1 protein-coding gene is annotated in these 1768 nt (G+C 36.4%); it reads left to right on the top strand.

The annotated features are described in order from the left end of the window. Window positions 1–112: 112 nt before the first annotated feature. A partial coding sequence (locus tag C3007_RS08965) for a pertactin-like passenger domain-containing protein (RefSeq protein WP_123772544.1) occupies window positions 113–1768 on the top strand: 1656 nt, incomplete at its 3' end.

Raw genomic sequence — 1768 nt, 5'->3', positions numbered from 1 at the left:
ATATGGCACGTTTACGCAATGGGATTTTTATATAGCCCTATCTTTTGTGGTACTATAAGCAGGCTTATTTATGTAAACACGATTATTTTTATCATAAGCTAAGGATAAACCAATGAAAAAATTTTCACCAAAACTTACTTTAGGGGCAATATTAGTTGCCTGCTATTCACAAGCGAATGCGATTGATTTGACTTGTTCTAATGGGTATGGTTGTAATTTTACGACTCATATTTCTAAATCTAGTGCTTATCAAATTTACGAACCTCAATTTTCAAGAGAAGATACGCGTCTTTTATTGGAAGGAGAATTTCCTTCTGATGATAAAGCCTTCAACATTACCGTTCTAAAAGGAAATTATAAAAATAGAGCTGTAACTTCTAATGGAATAAATAAAGATGGAGAGAAGGTTGGTGGTTCACTATTTATGGTAATGGATATTTCTAAGAAAAATCGTATTACTTTAAAAGAGGGGGTATTCGCCACTTTAGATCGTTATCCTAGTGAGGGCAGTGCTATTCTTGGGCTTGGGCAAGGTGATACGGGAGTGATTGAACAAGGCGTAACATTGACAGTTGGTTCAAGCATTGAGCAAATTAATGGAGAAGATGAGTACGGCGGTATAGCAATTAATCTGCATCGAGGAGATTTAATCGCAAAAGGGGGAAAAATTATTTTAAATGGTTATGGCAGCGAGGGGATCAATGCCTATAATTCCAATATTCAGCTAGATAATTTATCTATTTTGATGAATGCAGATAGAGCAAATGCAATATCAAATTTTGGAGGGATAAATTTTAAAGGGAATAATTTATCAATAACAGGAAATCAAGATGGGCAATTTGCGTTTAGTCTTTCCAAAGAAGTTGAAGATCAAATTACTTTGAATTTAACGAATAGCCAAATTTCTTTAAATAATAAAAGCAAAGTTCTTGATTTAGAAGGTCCAACACGGGGGGATGAAACTAAGCTATTAGTTTCTAAAATGACCTTTAAAGATAACCGTATTTCAGCTGGTACTTTCTTTCATTATATTACTGAGAATGCAAGAAAAGATGCCATTGATCTTCAAATTAATGGTGGTGAAATTAAAGCAGATCGATTAATTAATATTAATGATCAGCATATCATTGATATGATTAGAGAAGAAGAACCTGATGCTCCTGAAATCACCAACAACCTATCCCTAAAAATCCAAGCCGATCAAGGCGCAAAATTGCAAGGTGTTAGCTATATTAACCCTAATTACGAACACGGCACGGTGGATTTAACCTTAAATGGCAATAGCCATTGGAAATTTAAAGGAGATAGCACCTTAGATAATCTCAGCGTCAATAATTCAACCGTTGAGTTTGAGCCAGATTCTGCATTCCACACCTTAACAATTAACCAAGATTTATCGGGCAACGGTGAATTTATTCTAAATTCCGATCTCGCTTCTGAAAAAGCTGATCAAATTATTGTCAAAGGTAGCGTAACAGGTGATCATCGTTTACAAGTACGAAACTCTCGCAACGAACCGAAAAAAGAAAATGGCAAAGTCATTTTAGTGAAAACCAATTCAGGTGATGGAACATTCAGCTTAAAAGATAAACCTTATGTCGATGCAGGAATTTATCGCTATGAATTAGCGAAAGATAATAATAACTGGGTATTGGCACATAAAGGAAAATCAGCCGATACTGAAGAACCGCAACCGCAACCGCAACCGCAACCGCAACCGCAACCGCAACCGCAACCGCAACCGCAACCGCAACCGCAACCGCAACCG

Source organism: Avibacterium gallinarum, assembly GCF_002921135.1.
In the GTDB taxonomy this organism is placed as follows: Bacteria; Pseudomonadota; Gammaproteobacteria; order Enterobacterales; family Pasteurellaceae; genus Avibacterium; species Avibacterium gallinarum.
The sequence above is the reverse complement of the archived record's forward strand: the minus strand, read 5'-3'. Positions and strand labels throughout refer to the sequence as shown.